The sequence below is a fragment of the Escherichia sp. E3659 genome, from assembly GCF_005781135.1.
Lineage (GTDB): Bacteria > Pseudomonadota > Gammaproteobacteria > Enterobacterales > Enterobacteriaceae > Escherichia.
Window position 1 is genome coordinate 146738 of sequence record NZ_VATQ01000006.1, and the last position, 16424, is coordinate 163161.

A 16424-nucleotide genomic window follows, 5' to 3' on the forward strand; every position below is an offset into this window, starting at 1 on the left:
TGATTTACATGAAAAATAGCTTATCACCATCAGTACCAGGTTGATTGATGCCTATATTCTCACCAATGTGTTTCTCAGGTTTATCGATGATATCTGTGATTAATGCAGCGACACTCTTACGCGATACGATCGTACCTTTGAATAGTTCATTGCGTGAGGTAATCTCATAATCAATAATATCTTCATCAGTCAGCCAGGCAGGGCGAAGAATTGTATAATCCAGTCCAGAAGCCTCAATTGCATCCGCAGCCCTGCGGAATGGTTTTAGGGGCTCACCAATAACTGCATTATTCCATTCGCCAAATTTTCCTGGAACTTCATCATAAATGCCGAGGGAAAGAACAAAGATCAGACGTTTAACATCACAGGCTTTCATCGCAGCGATCACTGAATTTGCCTGAATATCTAAATCTTCCCCCGTAAGGTTGGCATACACAATATCCTGTCCCTGCATGGCCTGCTTCAGTGCTGCATGATTCAGTACATCCCCCATAATAATCTGGCTATTAGTTGGATAGGGTTTGTGTATTTTTGCTGGCTGACGAGCAAATAAAGTTTGTTTAATGGTTTGTTTATCTGCCAGTTGATTAATCACATGGCGGGCTATCTGACCGCCAGCACCAAGAATGAGTACTTTTTTCATAATATTTCTCATGAAACTTATCCCAGATGGGTGTTGAAAAAAGGAATAACTTTTTCCAGCGCCTCCTGAACTGCTTCCGGTTTGTCATACAGTTCATAATGTGAGAAATCGGGTAACGAAACTAACTGACGATCCTGCGAAACCATCGCCCGGCCATAGACTTCCAGTCCATCACGATAAGCACCGAAGGCACCGACTTTTTCACCAACTACTACCATCACCGGCTGAGTCAGTAACACTTCAGTAAATGCGAAGGCATCCCAGGCCAGCGTTTTCTGTGCATGTGAGAACAACATTTTTGTCGCACCTCCCGGTTGTTGCCCGCGTGGTGTTTTATAGTAGTCAGTTGCTTCATAAACATCGCGTTCGGTCAGTCCATGGGCTTTTGCTGCATCCAGGCTGGCGGGAAGTAATTCGTTGATCTGTAATTCTCCACCACGAGCCTCTTTGGTTCGTTGCGACGCCATTGCATTCAATGCGCCAATCGGATAGTAATTGCTGAAACCTTCCCGAAAAAGACGCCCGATATTAACACCCGTAATACTCACTACAGCTTTAATTCGTTTTTCTGTCAGCGCGGCATTAATGGCATAGCCACCCCCCCCACACACACCCAGCACGCCAATGCGTTCAGCATCAACATATGGCAGAGTTACTGCATAATCGATAACACGGCTAATATCCTCTACGCGCTGTGTCGGATCTTCTATCCAACGAGGCTCCCCGCCAGATTCTCCCTGGAAACTGGCGTCATAAGCGAGAACGACATAGCCTTTTTCAGCCAATGCCTTGCCATAGATATTGCCAGACGTCTGCTCCTTACAACTGCCAAAAGGATGGACGCTGATAATCGCCGGATACTGTTTTGACTCATCAAAATTTGGTGGAAACTGAATATTGGCAGCAATATGCCAGGCCATATCACTATTGCGGATTTGAATATGTTTCATTACAGAGTTTCCTCAAAGAACGGAGCTAATACTGAAATTGCTTCAGCCACATAGGCTTTGCCGTCATAAAGATCCATATGGTTTGCGCCTTCAACAATGTGATAGCGTTTATCCTGGCTTGATGCCCGATCGTACAGGTCGTCACTCATCCATTTGCTCCCTGCCTGGCTGCCCGCCACAATCTGCATCGGCTGAGTCAGGTACACTTCCGCCATATGGTAAGCATCATAGGTAATAATCTGGTTAAGGCTGCGCAAAGTAGCGTAACCCGGTGCTGTTGGATACTGCGCACGAGGGGTGTGGTAATACTCCCAGGCCTGACGCAGTTCTTCGTTCGGCGCATCGGCCTCCTTCATTGGAGCCAGTGGCATAATGGCGTATTCTTCGCTGCTAATATCGCTGGTTCGGGCGTTTGAGCCAGCTTCAATGTGTGGCAGAGCATCAATAGATTTCACATTGTTTTCCCAACCATTGCGGAACATCGAACCAATATTGACCGCACTAACGGTACCGATGGCCTTGATGCGGCGATCCTGAATTGCAGCATTGGCTGTATATCCTGCACCGGCACAAATTCCCATCGCACCAATTCGGGTATTGTCGACATAAGAAAGCGTTGTCAGGTAATCAATCACGGCACTGACGTCTTCAGTACGAATGTATGGGTTTTCTAACTGACGCGGCTCGCCGCCGCTTTCACCTTGATAAGATGCGTCATAAGCAATAGTGACAAATCCCTTTTCCGCCAGTTTTTCGGCATAGGTTCCGGCAGTTTGCTCTTTAACGCCCCCACCAGGGTGAGATACCACAATTGCCGGATACTGACGGGTTTCATCAAATTTTGGAGGGAAATAGATCACTGCAGACAAAGAGATGGTTGGATTATTGCTGTTAGTGAAGCTGACTTTATTATTCATCATTCCGTTCCTCATGGAGTTGTCGGTTCGTTTTAACGGTTGGTGATATCACTATAGATATTGATCATTAAGTTGATTAGACCCAAAATCATGATTAGACCTATCATTTAAATGATTAATAGATTGTATGGAGATACTGAATGAAGCGTGAAGAAATCGCTGATCTGATGGCGTTTGTCGTCGTTGCAGAGGAGCGTAGCTTCACTCGCGCAGCAGCCCGCCTGAGCATGGCGCAGTCAGCTTTAAGCCAGATAGTGCGCCGTATAGAAGAACGACTGGGATTGCGGCTTCTGACGCGAACCACGCGCAGCGTTGTACCCACTGAAGCGGGCGAGCATCTTTTGTCTGTTCTTGGCCCTATGCTGCATGACATAGATTCTGCCCTGGCATCCCTGAGCGATCTGCAGAACCGCCCATCCGGGACAATACGTATTACTACTGTAGAACATGCAGCAAAAACGATATTGTTACCAGCCATGCGCACATTCCTGAAATCACACCCTGAAATTGATATTCAGCTTCTCATTGATTATGGTTTGACTGATGTTGTTTCTGAACGTTTTGATGCAGGCGTCCGTCTGGGTGGGGAGATGGATAAAGATATGATCGCCATTCGAATCGGGCCAGATATACCAATGGCTATTGTTGGCTCACCGGATTATTTTTCCCGCCGAAGTGCTCCAACGTCAGTGTCACAATTAATAGATCATCAGGCAATTAATTTGTATCTTCCCACATCGGGTACAGCAAATCGCTGGAGATTAATACGCGGTGGACGCGAAGTTCGTGTTCGCATGGAAGGTCAGCTTTTACTGAATACGATAGACCTGATCATTGATGCTGCAATTGATGGGCATGGACTGGCGTATCTACCTTATGATCAGGTTGAGCGGGCTATTAAAGAAAAAAAACTGATACGTGTTCTGGATAAATTTACACCAGATTTACCCGGTTATCACCTGTACTATCCGCATCGTCGACATGCTGGCTCGGCATTCTCATTATTTATAGATAGAGTGAAGTATAAAGGTGTTGTTTAGTTCTGATACGTTAATTTAATTCCTCCCTTAACGTATTGACGGTTACTTTCGACGTTTTGGTCGTTGTTTCTTCTTCGTACAATGACGGCAATTACGTCCTCTTACTTTTATTATCGCGGATGTTAATACCATAATTTCTGACTACACTATTGCTAACAAATACATTTATGAATAACACTGATTTCAAACGCCCACAATTAACATTGCCGAATGGAGCAAACAAACTGCTGTTACACTCGTGCTGTGCACCCTGCTCTGGAGAGATTATGGAGGCGATTGAAGCCTCGGGAATTGATTACACTATATTCTTTTATAATCCTAATATTCACCCGCAGAAGGAGTACCTTATCCGTAAGGAAGAGAATATGCGTTTTGCTGAAAAACATGGCGTGCCTTTTGTTGATGCTGATTATGATACCGAAAACTGGTTTGAACGTGCGAAAGGAATGGAATGGGAACCTGAACGTGGTGTTCGTTGCACAATGTGCTTTGACATGCGCCTTGAACGCACTGCATTGTATGCCGCGGAACATGGGTTCAGCGTGATTAGCAGTTCGCTTGGAATTTCTCGTTGGAAGAACCTGCAACAGGTTAATGACAGTGGCCGACGAGCTGCTGCTCGTTATCCGGGAATGGTGTACTTGGATTACAACTGGCGTAAGCAGGGCGGTTCATCGCGCATGATTGAGATTAGCAAGCGTGAGCAGTTTTACCAGCAGGAGTATTGTGGCTGCGTCTATTCACTACGTGATGTGAATATGTATCGTAAGTCGCAGGGCAGGCCGCTCATTAAACTCGGCAAACTTTACTATGGTAAGGACGGTGAATAACACTGCATCAGAGTATTTTTTACTATGCAGTAATTCATAGCACAAAGGTGGGACAAAACAGAGACACATAAGGTCTCACAAAGGTCTGCAAGGCCTCACATGTATTGAGATGTTAATAAAATGTAGACTTGTGATTTTGATATAAATGGTAGAGAAAACCTTTCCCCAAAATAAAAACGAACGTCAATGAAATCAAACGGTTGAATAAAGTTGATTTTGGCTAATAAAAAGACAAGAAAATAATATTTATGATTAAATATCAGCGAGTTGAATACATAATTTTTATATACTGCTGCGCCATATGGGCTGGACTGAAGCTGCAGACCTGATTGTTAAAGGTATGGAAGGCGCAATTAACGCTAAGACCGTAACCTATGACTTTGAACGTCTGATGGACGGCGCTAAACTGCTGAAATGTTCAGAATTTGGTGATGCGATCATCAAGAACATGTAATTCGGTAATTTATTAAATCCATTAACGGGAGCGTAACGCTCCCGTTATTTTTGTCAGGATGCTAACGGTTATCAAAATAAGTTATCAAAACCCCCAGGTAGTTGGGGGATGGTCAGATGGTTGTTTTACTGCCAGGTTCCAATTCTGTGCCAGAATCGGACGTCGCAATCGCAACAACGACGAATCCGTTAGTCCACAATAAAGAGTTTTGCTCCTGTCTCCGTTCTGGACTGATGTGGCTCTGCGTTATCACCAACCTGATAACTCATCCCCGCAGTTAAAGTGAATTTGCGGCCATCTGCGAGCTGTGTTTCGAGTTCTCCCTCTATGCATAAAAGGATATGACCTTTACTGCACCAATGATCCGCCAGGTAACCTGGGGTATATTCAACCATTCGCACACGGATTTGGTTCGGCTTGTGACCAAAAAATTGTGTGCGCCAGTAGGCCATGCCTGTTTCCCCGGGATGTTCTGTTTTTTCGACTTCACCCCAGTTGGTGGTGCCAAAAGCAAATGCTTCGATATTCATTTTATGGCCTTTCGTTGTTAAGAAAGAGTGCTTGAGCTCAGGTTGGAATGAATTAACATAAGAAAAAATAATTTATATATCAATACATTATTTTTCATATGTAGTAACGAAGTTGAACCTGATTTAAGGTATATACTCATTTAGAGTGCTACATTAGTGAAGATCGGCGGGTGTCGGTAACGTCCGCTTTTCGCTCATAGCTCAACCGTAATCATTAAAAGTTCCTCTTAATCGTTGGTGAAAAGAAACGTTATTTTGATATAAGTGATAGTAAAAACACTTCCTAAAATGAAGGATAATATCAAGTATATCAAATGGTTGGGGAAGGGCTGATTTCAACTAATAAAAGAACAATTAAATGAAATTTATCATTAAATATCAGTTGATTAAGAGTGGATCTGTTTTAAAAACGGTTATCCAGATAATTAGTCGGGATTATCACATTATTTTTGCCTTAGGTATTGTTATAGCGTTTCAATTATTAAGAACAAAAAGCTAAAACTAAATCCGAAAAATAATCTGGTAACATTTTAAAATAATGAAAAATTAAAGTGCCGCTATACATTTATCTTATTTCTAATTCTCATAGACGAAATTTTCCATGTTATGATATAATATGACGAAAATCGCAGGTTATCAACCTGTTATTGATGTAAATAAATTTCGAGGAGATTATTCCAGTGGGACGTAAATGGGCCAATATCGTAGCTAAAAAAACGGCTAAAGACGGGGCAACGTCTAAAGTATATGCAAAATTCGGTGTGGAAATCTATGCTGCGGCTAAACAAGGTGAACCAGACCCAGAATTAAACACTTCTTTAAAGTTTGTTATTGAACGCGCGAAGCAGGCGCAAGTTCCAAAACACGTTATTGATAAAGCTATTGATAAAGCCAAAGGTGGCGGAGACGAAACGTTCGTACAAGGACGTTATGAAGGCTTTGGACCCAATGGTTCAATGATTATCGCTGAAACGTTGACTTCAAACGTTAACCGTACGATTGCTAACGTTCGTACCATTTTCAATAAAAAAGGCGGGAATATCGGAGCAGCTGGTTCTGTCAGCTATATGTTTGACAATACTGGCGTGATTGTATTTGAAGGAACTGACCCTGACCGTATTTTTGAAATTTTGCTTGAAGCTGAAGTGGATGTCCGTGATGTGACCGAAGAAGAAGGAAACATCGTTATTTATACTGAGCCTACAGACCTTCACAAAGGAATTGCAGCTCTAAAAGCAGCTGGAATTACTGAGTTCTCAACAACAGAATTAGAAATGATTGCTCAATCAGAAGTTGAGCTTTCACCAGAAGATTTAGAAATCTTTGAAGGACTTATTGATGCCCTCGAAGATGACGACGATGTTCAAAAAGTATATCATAACGTTGCAAATCTCTAATTATAAATTAAAGAAATCTGTCTTTATGGCAGATTTCTTATTATTAAAGAATGTTAAAAAACATATAAAAGACTCTCATCTAAAAAATAAGACAAATCGAAATTACTGATTTTAACTATCTCATGATTAACGGCAAAGGATCATCCGATGGGTGGGAATTGCGCAAAAAACGTAATTGTTTACAGTCGAAATATCAGAATGTAATGCCTGTTAATTGTTACGTAAAATATCAAGAATGATCATCAAGAACTGAATTTTTAAAATGGCAGTTTTCACCAAAATGTTGCCCGGTACCAGGAACATATGGCATTGTATTCTTGATACTCGGGCAATGGGCATGTTACATCAGAATATAATCATGGATACGCAGTTTTATAGCGCCCATTAAAAATGAAAAGTGCTTTTTAAATTGGAGGCAGCCCATATTTTGCGCGGGCGCGATTACATGCCTCATTAATCTTCCCATCCTCGCCAGACATGGCGAATTCTCGACATGTCGATGAGCGATTCTTATATATGGTGCAACATGCGTTTTTTCCAGGCGTTCCTGCCAGGGCGACACAACGTGGATCCTTCTGGTTAGTACCGCTCATACATCGGTGGTAAGGGGATATTTGCTCAGTAAGATGAGCCGGGATAGTGCCGCCTGCATCATCTGCTTCGGCCCAGTAAAAAGAGACGCGGAAAAATGCACAACAGGCACCACACGCCAGGCATGGATTCAGATTGCTCATAATTCACCAGTACTACTATATACATCACAATACATCATAACAAAAAATGCAGACACGCCCTGTAAAGATGCGCGTCTGTGACCGGCTGGCGAATTTTCTATAGTCAACTACTGAATGATCACCAGCTGTTATTAATTTTACATATCCACTGAGATATAACTAGACAGTCAAAATATAAACAGAGTAAATTAATCTTTACAATTTGTAACTACAGGGTTTAGGAAGAGAATGCTTTATGGAATCAGAGTCTACATTATCTTGTTACTATAGGATGATTTTATAAGCATAGTGGATATTGTGATTGTTTTAATTCTGGTTGATTAAAGGGACTCATCAGAAAATGTTATTTCTCTGATGTTCAAAAATATGAGCAAGTTCAGGTTATAATATTTTGTATTTATATTACGGTTGTCTCATCGTTCACATTGATTATTGTGTTAATGGTAAAAACGTTATGATTCAATTCAATAGTGCATTTGACTTCGAGCATACCAGAACACGTCTTCTTAAGGCGGTATCAGATAATGGTCTGGTTTTATTTGGCGAGTTTGACCACGCAAAAGCTGCCCGTAATGCAGGGCTTGTAATGCCGCCAACTACTGTTCTGGTATTTGGTAATCCTGAAAAGGGAACGCCTTTGATGTTGGAGCATCCAGACCTCGCTCTGGAATTACCTTTCAGGGTACTCCTTCGCCAGTTACCCGGAGGTCAGGTCAACGTTAGATTTCACTCGGCAGAAGAATTGAAATGTTATGGACTTGACTCAACGGCGATACAAACGTTGAAAAAGCTGGAGTTGCTGGTACAGAAATACATTCAACCTATTGATTCACATATGCATAAAGGCGAAAGTTAAAGCTAAACAGAAACGTGCTCAACCTGTATTTTTGTTCCCGAATTATTACCCCATGCCTCTTCTCTGCTTAAAGACCCATTGATCAGCGCGAACATTAGTTTTTCATCAGTCATTGAAAGACTTGCGGCATGTTGGGCAAAATTTCATCTGATGCGTGGATATTTCTGATTCTCTCGACCATGCTCTCTGTAGACGCCAGATTGAGCGAATGAATGTCAACCCCCTCTATTAACCTGTTGCCAGGGACACGCAGATGCGCAATACACTTATCCCTATCCTCGCTGCGGTTTGCCTGCTTATTACCGGCGTCTCTATTTTGAACATCCAGCTCTGGTATTCCGCAAAAGCGGAGAACCTGGCAGGGGCGAGATATGCCACAAACAATATCAATTATATACTTGAGGAAGCGTCACAGGCGACTCAAACGGCACAGGAAATAGCCATAAAAGGGTGTGATCTGGATGAACAATATCAACTAGGTACAGAGGCAGCGCTCAAGCCACATCTGCGTACGATCATCATTCTCAAACAAGATGCGGTCTGGTGTACTTCACTGCCGGGGAACCGCGTACTGCTATCACGTATACCCATGATTCCTGAAAGCAATTTACTGCTAGCTCCGGCAATCGATACTGTTAATAACATGCCCATTTTGCTTTATCAGAATCAGTTCGCTGATACCCGAGTTTTGGTGACTATTAGCGATCAACATATTCGTGGCGCGCTCAATGTGCCGTTGAAGGGGGCGAAATATACTTTACTCGTTGGCGGTAGCATTATTGGCCCGTCGGGAGATGTGACCCCTCTCAATGGTAAAAATCATTTTTCTGGGCGAGTCAGTTCCACAAAATATCATTTCAGTATTATTTATAACCAGCCGCCTCTATTTAGCTTTAGCAGACTTATCGATAAAGGTCTGGGGATTTTGATATTCATTTTGTTAATTTCCTGCGCCGTTGCCTTCCTGCTTGATAAATATTTCAACAAAAGCGCGACACCGGAAGAGATCCTGCGGCGGGCAATACATAACGGTGAAATTGTGCCTTTTTATCAACCAGTGGTAAATGGGCGGGAAGGGACGTTACGCGGTGTGGAAGTCCTTGCCCGCTGGAAACACCCTCGGGGAGGATATATCTCTCCTGCGGCTTTCATTCCTCTTGCTGAAAAATCAGGGTTGATAGTTCCGCTCACCCAAAGTTTGATGAGCCAGGTCACCAAACAAATGAATGCGATCGAAAGTAAACTGCCAGAAGGTTTTCACGTTGGGATAAATTTCAGCGCCTCGCATATTATTTCGCCGACATTTGTTGAAGAATGCCTGAAATACAAGGACAGCTTCACGCGCCGTGATTTGAATCTCGTGCTTGAAGTCACTGAGCGTGAGCCTTTGCATGTTGATGAAAGTCTGGTCCAGCGACTAAACATTTTGCATGAAAATGGTTTTGTCATCGCACTGGATGATTTTGGTACTGGATACTCGGGGCTTTCTTATCTGCATGATCTACATATTGATTATATCAAGATTGATCACAGCTTCGTCGGGCGGGTCAACGCAGATCCAGATTCCACCCGGATCCTGGACTGCGTGCTGGATCTGGCGCGCAAACTTTCTATCAGTATTGTCGCTGAAGGTGTTGAGACGAAGGAGCAGCTCGATTACCTGAACCAAAACAACATCACGTTCCAACAGGGATACTATTTCTATAAACCGGTGACATATATTGAGCTGGTCAAAATTATTCTCTCAAAACCGAAGGTGAAAGTGGTGGTTGAGTGAAAAGTGATCGCTTGAGCGTGAGGTGACGTAATTATAGACAGCTAATTAGCTCGTTTCGTCTTGTTACTATTGTTCATTATTTTGTTTGCTATAATTGTCTGAAATTTTTGACAGGATTACCATCAGTAGCATGAACAAGAGTAATAATCTGGATTATTTTACTTTATATATCATTTTCTCCATTGCATTTATGCTAATCACTTTCCTGGTTATCCTTTTTGCCAAACCCAGCACCTGGTTGGGAGAAGTGCTTGTTACTATAAATTTGCTAAATGCGTTGGTTTGGTTGGCGATCAATGTGGTTAATCGGTTAAGAGGAAAACTCGTTAGCCATAGGGATCAGCCTTAATCCTTCTGTTATCACTGTCAGAAAACGGCTAAATGAGTTGCTGGCAGTGCGCGTAATCTGGGGGAAATTAAACTTGGCGTAAATGGCAATCTGAATCCAGCGGCCAGCGTCTGGGGAAATGTTAGCGTTCAACTCGGTGATAATGGCTACAATGACACCGCAGTGATGGTGGGATTTAAATATAAGTTCTGATTCCTTCGCCTGCTAAAAAAACGCGCCGAATCAATCGGCGCGGTACTGCATTAATGATTATTTTTTGCCAATGGCACGCATGGTGTCATCAATGGCGGTAATTAACAGCATTTGCGGATCTTTAGCACAAACCTGGTTCAGTTTTTCTACCACTTTGGCACTGAGTTCCGGAGATTGCTCGATTTTTAAATCACGGCTCGTAACGCTGGCGTTACCCATTACAGCCACAATTTCTGCAACCTGTGCGCTGTCAGTTTTTGCCATTTCGTTAGCTTCAGCACAAGTAATATAGGTTTCTGCCGGCAAACCGTTCTTAATATTGTAGTCCTGCGCCCAGCTCATTGGTGCGAAAACAAACAGACCAGCCAGTAATGCAAATTTTTTCATCATCATTCCTTATTTCATTTTACCCAGAATGGCACCACCTGTGCCGCCAATTACAGCACCTTTAATCGCGCCTTCCAGACCATTGCCGGTCAACACGCCAGTGACTGCACCAACGGCAGCACCCACTTTCGCACCTTTGCGGGCATTTTTGCCGTCACGACCTTTTTCAGTTACTGCACCAACACCAGCGCCCACAGCAGCGCCTTTCAGCACACCATTAACGCCATTGCCAGTCAGTAAACCTACGCCTGCACCTAACAGCGCACCTTTCGTGGTGCGATTCATGTCCGCCATTGCTGGTGCGGAGCAGAACAATGCTGAGATAAGCCCGAAGGCGAGTATTTTTTTCTTCAACTTAGATGTCCGGTATTAAGTAAGTTGCACACACAATAATTTCGTCTTTAATTAATATTCACTTAACTAAAGAACGCTCGCTATTATTCAGATAATTCAAAATGAGCGCGAATGGTATAATAGTAATTGTGTTTTATGCTTGAATGGGAATAATCTTAAATAAGGATTAACTCATTGATTTGAAATATTTTCTTCAAGAAATGTCATCAGGTGTTAACATGGTATTGTAAAGGTTAGGCAATCTGAAATATCAATATTGTTGTGTGATTTAAATGTAAAAAATATTTATCAAAAAAGGCAAGGTAAGTAATTTCGCTCTGGTGGCAATAGTGTGAATTAGCGGCGATTTGAGCTGACAATAGAAGGGGAGAACAAAATTTAGACCAAATGCAATCTGACAGATACCAGTATAAACAACCGGTAACTGTCAGATCAGGTTTGAGCTAATACAGCTTATTTCAGCTCTTCTGCTTCTGGTAAGGTCACGTTAAGCTCAAGAATGGAAATATCGCCATCCTTTTGCTCGAGTTGTACGGTTACCATCTCGGGATCAATTTGTACGTATTTACAAATGACATCAAGAATATCTTTACGCAACTGCGGCAGATAGTGTGGTTCTGCATCGCTGCGACGACGTTCAGCAACAATAATCTGCAACCGTTCTTTTGCAATGTTGGCCGTGTTTTTCTTCCGTGAGAGAAAGAAATCGAGTAATGCCATAACTTATCCTCCGAACAAGCGTTTGAGGAAGCCTTTCTTCTCTTCTTCAATGAAGCGGAAAGGGCGTTCTTCACCCAACAGGCGTTCTACGGTATCTGCGTAGGCTTTACCCGCATCGGCATTGATGTCGAGAATGACAGGTTCACCCTGGTTAGAGGCGCGCAATACGGATTGATCCTCTGGGATCACGCCGACGAGTTTGATGCGCAGGATTTCCAGCACGTCTTCCATACTCAGCATGTCTCCTTTGTGCACGCGACCAGGGTTATAGCGCGTTAACAACAGGTGCTCTTTAATGGGTTCTTCGCCGTTTTCTGCGCGACGTGATTTCGACGCCAGAATACCTAAAATACGGTCAGAGTCACGAACTGATGAGACTTCCGGGTTCGTGGTAATAATGGCTTCATCAGCGAAATAAAGAGCCATTAATGCACCGGTTTCAATACCCGCCGGTGAGTCACAAACGATAAACTCAAAGTCCATCGCTTTTAGGTCATCAAGAACTTTGGCCACCCCTTCGCGGGTGAGGGCATCTTTATCGCGAGTTTGCGATGCCGGGAGAATGTAGAGGTTATCAGTACGCTTATCCTTAATTAGCGCCTGATTTAGCGTTGCATCGCCCTGAATGACGTTGACGAAATCGTACACGACCCGACGCTCACAACCCATAATCAGGTCGAGGTTACGCAAGCCGATATCAAAATCGATCACGACAGTTTTCTTTCCCTTCTGGGCCAAACCAGTGGCGATGGCCGCGCTGGAGGTGGTCTTTCCAACGCCCCCTTTCCCCGAAGTAACAACAATAATGCGTGCCATAAAAATTCCTTGTTAAAAAGGGATCAATTTAACGATTGAACGGTCAAAGCGTTTTCGACTAATTGCAGCCGTGCCGCTTTGCCATAAAATTCTACTGGGATTTTATCACTCAGCCAGTATTCACCAGCAATAGATACTAGTTCGGCCATCAGGTTAGTACAAAATATTTGCGCTTCCCGGTCACCACTTGCTCCCGCCAGCGCACGACCGCGCATCATGCCATAGACATGAATGTTACCATCCGCGATCAATTCTGCTCCTGCACTTACATTACTTGTAACAATCAAATCACATTGTGGAGCATAAATGCGCTGACCGGAACGCACAGGAGTATCTATTAACCGTGTTTTTGTGTCCGGGATCGTATTTTGCGCTGGTGCCTGGGGAACGGGAGCTGAACGTGGCGCTTTTTCCTTTCCTTCAGTCAGGATTGGTAGCCCCATCTTTTCTATTTCAGCTTTCAGTTTCGCATTTTTACAACCGCTGACGCCAATTATCCGCAAGCCAGTTGCTGAGATAGCTTTGTGCATTGCTGACCAGTTGACCCGTTCTTCGAGGCCACTGACATTGAGTACGACGGGGGCATGCTTTAAAAATGCGGGGGCCTGAGCGATTTTGTCTTCCAGCGCTTGATGAATAATCTTAGGCTCTGCCTCATGCAGATGAACCACTGATAAGGTGAAGTTGCTACCTTTAAGCTCGATTGGCGTGTTTGACATCCTGGCCTTACTCAATTAGCTAATTATCATCATCAGCGAGCGATGATATTACGAAGACTATCAGGCATGTTATAGTCTGGATTATATTGAGGCAAGTCACCCCCACATTTATTCAGAGTAAAATTATGTTTTGTGTGATCTATCGAAGTAGCAAACGTGACCAGACCTATTTATATGTCGAAAAAAAAGACGATTTTTCGCGTGTTCCAGAGGAGCTGATGAAAGGGTTTGGCCAGCCTCAACTCGCGATGATTCTGCCATTGGATGGGCGGAAAAAACTGGTAAATGCCGATATTGAGAAAGTTAAACAGGCATTAGCCGAGCAAGGTTATTATCTCCAGTTACCACCACCACCTGAAGATTTGCTTAAACAACATCTTTCTGTGATGGCGAAAAATACAGACAGTACTGACAAATAACCGATATCCGGCGGTGGCATCATATTCGTTGGAGCGGGTTTTAAGAACCACGATGAAGTGAGAGGAACGTTATGTATCAACATCACAACTGGCAAGGTGCGCTGCTGGATTATCCGGTGAGTAAGGTCGTCTGTGTTGGCAGTAACTATGCCAAACATATTAAAGAGATGGGGAGTGAAGTGCCCGAAGAGCCCGTGTTGTTTATTAAACCTGAAACGGCACTGTGTGATCTGCGCCAGCCCCTGGCTATCCCCTCTGATTTCGGCTCGGTTCATCATGAAGTTGAACTGGCGGTGTTGATTGGCGCGACGCTACGTCAGGCCACGGAAGAGCATGTGCGCAAAGCTATTGCAGGTTACGGTGTGGCGCTCGATCTGACATTACGTGATGTTCAGGGAAAAATGAAGAAAGCCGGACAGCCGTGGGAAAAGGCCAAAGGGTTTGATAACTCGTGTCCACTTTCCGGGTTTATTCCTGCAGCAGAGTTCAGCGGTGATCCACAAAATACGTCGCTGGGTCTAAGTGTAAACGGCGAACAACGCCAACAAGGTACGACTGCGGACATGATCCACAAAATCGTTCCACTGATTGCTTATATGAGCAAGTTTTTTACCCTTAAGGCCGGTGACGTTGTGCTGACAGGCACGCCTGATGGTGTTGGTCCGCTGCACAGTGGCGATGAATTGACGGTTACTTTCGGCGGTCATTCTTTGACAACTCGCGTTTTGTAATACTTTTGCCGCCTGAAAGGGGCGGCAAAGCTTGCATCGCCGTGCCAGACTGGTTATAAGGTGCGTTTTAACGTAATGGTGGAACACCTGATGAGCGATATACCTTTCTGGCAAAGTAAAACCCTGGACGAAATGAGCGATGCAGAATGGGAGTCGTTGTGTGATGGTTGTGGTCAGTGCTGCCTGCATAAACTGATGGATGAAGACACCGACGAAATCTACTTCACTAACGTCGCCTGCCGTCAGCTCAATATTAAAACCTGTCAATGTCGGAACTACGAACGCCGCTTCGAGTTTGAACCCGACTGCATTAAATTAACTCGTGAAAATCTGCCCACGTTCGAATGGCTACCGATGACTTGTGCTTATCGCTTGTTGGCGGAGGGTAAAGATTTACCTGCGTGGCATCCGTTACTTACCGGTTCAAAAGCAGCCATGCATGGCGAACGCATTTCAGTGCGCCATATCGCGGTGAAAGAGTCGGAAGTGATTGACTGGCAGGACCATATCTTAAATAAACCTGACTGGGCGCAATAATCCGCATCAGTCAAGCCGCAGCGAAAATGGTCCTTGCGGTTTTCTGGTCATCAATAACAAGGTCTGGCGCACAGTGTATTAGCGATTTGCTACCCGGAAAGAAATGCCCCCGATTTTCCAGACGTGTCGCCAGAGTGCCGCGATGAAGTTAGGGCTGGCGGTATATTGGAAGTATGAAATATTTTGTACTGATGGGCTGAAGTATTAATCCTGAATCCTGCAAAAAATTTTCGAGCTAAAAAGTGAGAGCGTCATCGCTGTTTCTAAGCAAATCGTAGCACACGAAAAAAGATAATCTACGGTATGACAATAATTCAAATGCCGTAACCAATGGAAACATTCATTAGACTGCCTGAATATGCATGCTTATTCTACTCAGGTGTTCTGGTGGGTATAAAGCGAAAGACGGTAAATTCGGACATCAAACGACGTCGTTATATATCCGATCTACAGGTAGTTGATATAAAAATACTCGTGAATATGATTGTAGAATATGCAAAAAAAATTCATAAAGTCCTTTTATATTGTTAGTTTTATTTAGCGCTATGCACTGGCGGTTGAAACTGAGAATCATCCGCTATATGGGTGATTCTGATTACGTGAGACTGTTCAATTCCAGTCTATGTTTACTCTACAATCATGCAAATGACAGTGGACAAAGAAGCGCCATCAGGCGATGGATTCGCCGTAGAATGCTACTGCCTGAGCAGGATAAACCACAGCAAGATCCTGATCTTCCCCATGACTTTCAACATAATAAACACACCTATCTTCCTGAGCGTAAATATCCAACGTTACGCAACGCCCTCCACTCATGGAAAAGTCCTGCATTAACTTCTCGTCTGTCATATTTCTTTTCATCATCCAACTCGAAATGATTAATATCACGCCGTGCTGAAAAAACTCCGTTCATACTGTTAATCCACGGTAACGTGTCTTTAGTTGAACGATAAACTTTAGCTCTATATTAAAAACGCTTCACGATAAAAATATAAATATCGGAAGGTATTATTGACTTGAACATTATCAATGACCATCTTGAAGGCCGCCACCAGGAACAATGTGTCAGGAA

20 protein-coding genes and 2 pseudogenes are annotated in these 16424 nt (G+C 43.5%); 11 read left to right on the plus strand and 11 right to left on the minus strand.

Features of this window, described 5'->3' with window-relative positions:
- Positions 1-4 precede the first annotated feature (4 nt).
- From FEK47_RS06070 to FEK47_RS06080, 3 genes are read right to left on the minus strand one after another with little or no spacing between them, the layout of a single operon-like run.
- Positions 5-643, minus strand: coding sequence for an SDR family oxidoreductase (locus FEK47_RS06070; protein ID WP_135486243.1), 639 nt, complete (start codon positions 641-643; stop codon positions 5-7).
- 17 nt (positions 644-660) lie between these two features.
- Positions 661-1593, minus strand: coding sequence for an alpha/beta hydrolase (locus FEK47_RS06075; protein WP_135486242.1), 933 nt, complete (start codon positions 1591-1593; stop codon positions 661-663).
- Positions 1593-2513, minus strand: a complete 921-nt coding sequence (locus tag FEK47_RS06080; RefSeq protein ID WP_000981715.1) for an alpha/beta hydrolase — start codon at positions 2511-2513, stop codon at positions 1593-1595. Before FEK47_RS06080 ends, FEK47_RS06075 begins: the two co-directional genes overlap by 1 nt.
- 137 nt (positions 2514-2650) lie before the next feature.
- Between FEK47_RS06080 and pgrR the strand changes: the two genes are divergently transcribed.
- From pgrR to FEK47_RS06095, 3 genes and pseudogenes are all read left to right on the plus strand, one after another.
- Entirely contained in the window at positions 2651-3550 is a 900-nt protein-coding gene (gene pgrR, locus FEK47_RS06085) for a DNA-binding transcriptional regulator PgrR (protein WP_138183139.1), read from the plus strand.
- 167 nt (positions 3551-3717) lie between these two features.
- Complete coding sequence (locus FEK47_RS06090; protein WP_135486241.1) at positions 3718-4380, plus strand: epoxyqueuosine reductase QueH; 663 nt, start codon at positions 3718-3720, stop codon at positions 4378-4380.
- A 286-nt stretch (positions 4381-4666) separates the two neighbouring features.
- A pseudogene (locus FEK47_RS06095) lies at positions 4667-4834 on the plus strand (isocitrate/isopropylmalate family dehydrogenase); the annotation flags it as partial.
- A 188-nt stretch (positions 4835-5022) separates the two neighbouring features.
- On the opposite strand, the gene FEK47_RS06100 reads toward FEK47_RS06095, so the two are convergent.
- Positions 5023-5364 carry a DHCW motif cupin fold protein gene (locus tag FEK47_RS06100; RefSeq protein WP_130222855.1) on the minus strand — a complete coding sequence of 114 codons (342 nt, stop codon included), beginning with the start codon at positions 5362-5364 and terminating at the stop codon, positions 5023-5025.
- 680 nt (positions 5365-6044) lie between these two features.
- Here FEK47_RS06100 and FEK47_RS06105 point away from each other — a divergent pair.
- Complete coding sequence (locus FEK47_RS06105) at positions 6045-6761, plus strand: YebC/PmpR family DNA-binding transcriptional regulator (protein WP_064528650.1); 717 nt, start codon at positions 6045-6047, stop codon at positions 6759-6761.
- Between the two features lie 404 nt (positions 6762-7165).
- Here FEK47_RS06105 and FEK47_RS06110 read toward each other — a convergent pair whose 3' ends face one another.
- The gene (locus FEK47_RS06110) at positions 7166-7495 is read right to left on the minus strand and encodes a YkgJ family cysteine cluster protein (protein ID WP_130205601.1); all 330 of its coding nucleotides are present in this window, start codon (positions 7493-7495) and stop codon (positions 7166-7168) included.
- Positions 7496-7949: 454 nt separating this feature from the next.
- Here FEK47_RS06110 and FEK47_RS06115 point away from each other — a divergent pair, with 454 nt between their 5' ends.
- The 4 genes and pseudogenes from FEK47_RS06115 to FEK47_RS06130 form a co-directional block, all read left to right on the plus strand.
- On the plus strand, positions 7950-8351 hold the full coding sequence (locus FEK47_RS06115) for a DUF302 domain-containing protein (protein ID WP_135486240.1): 402 nt from the start codon (positions 7950-7952) through the stop codon (positions 8349-8351).
- Positions 8352-8604: 253 nt separating this feature from the next.
- A complete protein-coding gene (locus FEK47_RS06120; protein ID WP_135486239.1) occupies positions 8605-10128 on the plus strand; it encodes a cyclic diguanylate phosphodiesterase in 1524 nt (507 codons plus the stop codon).
- 130 nt (positions 10129-10258) lie between these two features.
- Positions 10259-10477 (plus strand): cell division-associated protein YmgF, encoded by a 219-nt coding sequence (ymgF, locus tag FEK47_RS06125; protein ID WP_130215949.1) that lies wholly within the window; start codon positions 10259-10261, stop codon positions 10475-10477.
- Between the two features lie 48 nt (positions 10478-10525).
- A pseudogene (locus FEK47_RS06130) lies at positions 10526-10669 on the plus strand (autotransporter outer membrane beta-barrel domain-containing protein); the annotation flags it as partial.
- A gap of 57 nt (positions 10670-10726) precedes the next feature.
- Here the strand turns inward: FEK47_RS06130 and FEK47_RS06135 are convergent.
- From FEK47_RS06135 to minC, 5 genes are all read right to left on the minus strand, one after another.
- A complete protein-coding gene (locus FEK47_RS06135; protein ID WP_074399524.1) occupies positions 10727-11062 on the minus strand; it encodes a YmgD family protein in 336 nt (111 codons plus the stop codon).
- Between the two features lie 3 nt (positions 11063-11065).
- Positions 11066-11410 carry a YMGG-like glycine zipper-containing protein gene (locus tag FEK47_RS06140; RefSeq protein WP_064528662.1) on the minus strand — a complete coding sequence of 115 codons (345 nt, stop codon included), beginning with the start codon at positions 11408-11410 and terminating at the stop codon, positions 11066-11068.
- A gap of 453 nt (positions 11411-11863) precedes the next feature.
- Positions 11864-12130 (minus strand): cell division topological specificity factor MinE, encoded by a 267-nt coding sequence (gene minE, locus FEK47_RS06145; RefSeq protein WP_001185664.1) that lies wholly within the window; start codon positions 12128-12130, stop codon positions 11864-11866.
- 3 nt (positions 12131-12133) lie between these two features.
- The gene (gene minD / locus FEK47_RS06150) at positions 12134-12946 is read right to left on the minus strand and encodes a septum site-determining protein MinD (protein ID WP_000101043.1); all 813 of its coding nucleotides are present in this window, start codon (positions 12944-12946) and stop codon (positions 12134-12136) included.
- 23 nt (positions 12947-12969) lie between these two features.
- Complete coding sequence (gene minC, locus FEK47_RS06155; protein ID WP_130215951.1) at positions 12970-13665, minus strand: septum site-determining protein MinC; 696 nt, start codon at positions 13663-13665, stop codon at positions 12970-12972.
- A 125-nt stretch (positions 13666-13790) separates the two neighbouring features.
- Here minC and FEK47_RS06160 point away from each other — a divergent pair, with 125 nt between their 5' ends.
- The 3 genes from FEK47_RS06160 to FEK47_RS06170 all read left to right on the plus strand — a co-directional run bounded on the left by FEK47_RS06160 (position 13791) and on the right by FEK47_RS06170 (position 15352).
- On the plus strand, positions 13791-14084 hold the full coding sequence (locus FEK47_RS06160) for a YcgL domain-containing protein (RefSeq protein WP_130205736.1): 294 nt from the start codon (positions 13791-13793) through the stop codon (positions 14082-14084).
- A gap of 71 nt (positions 14085-14155) precedes the next feature.
- The gene (locus tag FEK47_RS06165; protein WP_135404263.1) at positions 14156-14815 is read left to right on the plus strand and encodes a fumarylacetoacetate hydrolase family protein; all 660 of its coding nucleotides are present in this window, start codon (positions 14156-14158) and stop codon (positions 14813-14815) included.
- A 90-nt stretch (positions 14816-14905) separates the two neighbouring features.
- The gene (locus FEK47_RS06170) at positions 14906-15352 is read left to right on the plus strand and encodes a YcgN family cysteine cluster protein (protein WP_205712811.1); all 447 of its coding nucleotides are present in this window, start codon (positions 14906-14908) and stop codon (positions 15350-15352) included.
- A 669-nt stretch (positions 15353-16021) separates the two neighbouring features.
- Here FEK47_RS06170 and FEK47_RS25355 read toward each other — a convergent pair.
- Complete coding sequence (locus FEK47_RS25355) at positions 16022-16168, minus strand: hypothetical protein (protein WP_240727677.1); 147 nt, start codon at positions 16166-16168, stop codon at positions 16022-16024.
- Between the last annotated feature and the right edge of the window lie 256 nt (positions 16169-16424).